This window comes from Streptomyces sp. MK37H (assembly GCF_018035285.1).
Lineage (GTDB): Bacteria > Actinomycetota > Actinomycetes > Streptomycetales > Streptomycetaceae > Streptomyces > Streptomyces endocoffeicus.
The window spans coordinates 1-2,355 of sequence record NZ_JAAAYH010000741.1; the positions used below are offsets into that span (position 1 = coordinate 1).

A 2,355-nucleotide genomic window follows, 5' to 3' on the forward strand; every position below is an offset into this window, starting at 1 on the left:
TCCTGAACCGGTGGCGGCGGGCCCGCTAAGCGGATCGGCGGAGGTGGGCCGCGGTTCGGACGCGCCCCGAAGGGGCGCGGGGCTGTGTCGATGTGCGGCTCCGCTGCGGCTGTCGGGGCACTTCCTGCGGACCGCTCAGGGCCTGTCCGGGCGCTCACAGGTTCCGCACGCCCCGGGGAGCTGGAATGATCGCGGGCAGTGTGTTCACGGTCGTTAACCGGGAGGGTGCGTGATGAGTGAGCAGCGGTACGGGGAGTGGGTCGCGGTCCGCAGGGACGGCTTCGTGGCCGAGCTGGTGCTGGACCGGCCCAAGGCCATGAACGCCGTCTCGTCGGAGATGGCGCGCTCCATCGCGGCGGCCTGCGCGGCGCTGGCCGAGGACCGTGACGTCCGGGCCGTGGTGCTGACCTCGACCCATGAGCGGGCCTTCTGCGTGGGCGCCGACCTCAAGGAGCGCAACTCGCTCACCGACGCCGAGATGATGCGGCACCGGCCGGTCTCCCGCGCCGCCTACACCGGGGTGCTGGAGCTGCCGATGCCCGCCATCGCGGCGGTGCACGGCTATGCGCTGGGCGGCGGCTTCGAGCTGGCCCTGTCGTGCGACGTGATCGTGGCCGACCCCACCGCCGTGGTGGGGCTGCCCGAGGTGTCGGTCGGGGTGATCCCGGGCGGCGGCGGCACCCAGCTGCTGCCGCGCCGGGTGGGCGCCGCGCGCGCCGCCGAGCTGATCTTCTCCGCGCGCCGGGTGGCCGCCGCGGAGGCCCATGCGCTGGGCCTGGTGGACCGGCTGACGGCGGAGGGCGAGGACCGGACCGAGGCGCTGGAGCTGGCCCGGGGCATCGCCGCCAACTCCCCGGTCGGCGTGCGGGCCGCCAAGAAGGCGCTGCGGCTGGGGCAGGGGCTGGATCTGCGGGCCGGTCTTGAGGTCGAGGACGCGGCGTGGCGGACGGTGGCCTTCTCCGGGGACCGCGCGGAGGGTGTGGCCGCGTTCAACGAGAAGCGTCCGGCGAACTGGCCTGGGGAGTAGCGGACCGGGACCGGGGGAGTCCCGGACCCCGATCGGGGGAGTAGCGACCCCGGAGCGGGGAAGTTGACCGGATCCGGGGAGTGGCCCCGGCCCGGGGGGAGTGAAGCGGCCACCGGGGGTGACCGTTCGCTCGGATACCCGGGGTGAACGGCCCGCAGCGGATTGTTCTCGACGTTCTTACGCTGGAGAGCAGAGCGAACGATGCATGGCCGTGAGGAATGCGAGGCCGTCGTGACGGACAACGGGGAGATCGGCGGGCGGCCCGGCGGGGTCGACGGACGATTGCGGGCCGTCGTGCGGCTCGCTCAGGAGATGGCGGCGGCGCACGCCCCGCAGGAGTCGACGGTCGCGGCGGCCGAGGCGGCCCGCCGGGCCCTCGGTGGCAGCTTCGCGGCGATCTCCATGTGGGAGCGCGAGCGGGGGCGGCTGCGGGTCCTGGTGAACGTGGGCGAGCTGATGGCGGGCGAGGAGCGGCTGCCGGAGGACGAGTCGTACCCGGTGCACGACTTCCCGGAGATCGCCGAATTCGTGCATGAGCACTGGGCGGCGGGCGGGGAGCCGCACGCCTGGGTCGAGACGGCCGAAGGCGTGGGCACCGGCGTCGGCTCGGCCCCGCCCAGCGGCAGCTGGGGGAGGGTGGCCGCGCTGCGGCGGCGCGGCCGAGGCAGCTGTGTGGTGGCCCCGATCGTGCTGCACGGGCGGGCGTGGGGCGAGCTGTACGTGGCCCGGGCGGCCGGGCGACCCGTCTTCGACCGCGACGACGCCGACTTCGCGACCGTGCTGGCCTCGGTGACCGCCGCCGGGCTGGCCCAGACCGAGCGCCTCGAGGAGGCCCGCCGCCTAGCCTTCACCGATCCGCTGACGGGCCTCGGCAACCGGCGGGCGGTGGACATACGACTGGACGAGGCGCTGGAGGCGTACCACGCGGACGGCACGGTGGTGAGCCTGGTGGTCTGCGACCTCAACGGCCTCAAGCGGGTGAACGACACGCTCGGCCATGCGGTCGGCGATCGCTTGCTGGAACGGTTCGGCTCATTGCTGTCCATATGCGGTGCGATGCTGCCCGGGGCGCTGGTGGCCCGGCTGGGCGGCGATGAGTTCTGCCTGCTGGGGGTCGGGCCCTCGGCGGACGAAGTGGTCCGGGTGGCCGACGAGCTGTGCCGGCGGGCGGCGGAGCTGGAACTGGGCGAGGGCGTGGCCTGCGGGATCGCCTCCACGGGCGATCCGATCGGCCCCGTGCCGTCGGCCCGCCGCCTCTTCCGCCTGGCGGACGCGGCCCAGTACCGGGCGAAGGCGGCGCGCTCGCCGAAGCCGGTTGTGGCGGGCCG

2 protein-coding genes are annotated in these 2,355 nt (G+C 74.6%); both read left to right on the forward strand.

What is annotated here, in order from left to right; all coding sequences use genetic code 11:
- Positions 1-232 precede the first annotated feature (232 nt).
- Positions 233-1,027 (forward strand): enoyl-CoA hydratase/isomerase family protein, encoded by a 795-nt coding sequence (locus tag GWI24_RS43435; protein WP_210951521.1) that lies wholly within the window; start codon positions 233-235, stop codon positions 1,025-1,027.
- Positions 1,028-1,339: 312 nt separating this feature from the next.
- Positions 1,340-2,355, forward strand: a 1,016-nt coding sequence (locus GWI24_RS43440) for a sensor domain-containing diguanylate cyclase (protein WP_210951522.1), incomplete at its 3' end; no start/stop codon positions are given.

Coding starts and splice junctions, on each gene's coding strand:
- GWI24_RS43435 (WP_210951521.1), top strand. CDS start 233: ATGAGTGAGCAGCGGTACGGGGAGTGGGTCGCGGTCCGCAGGGACGGC.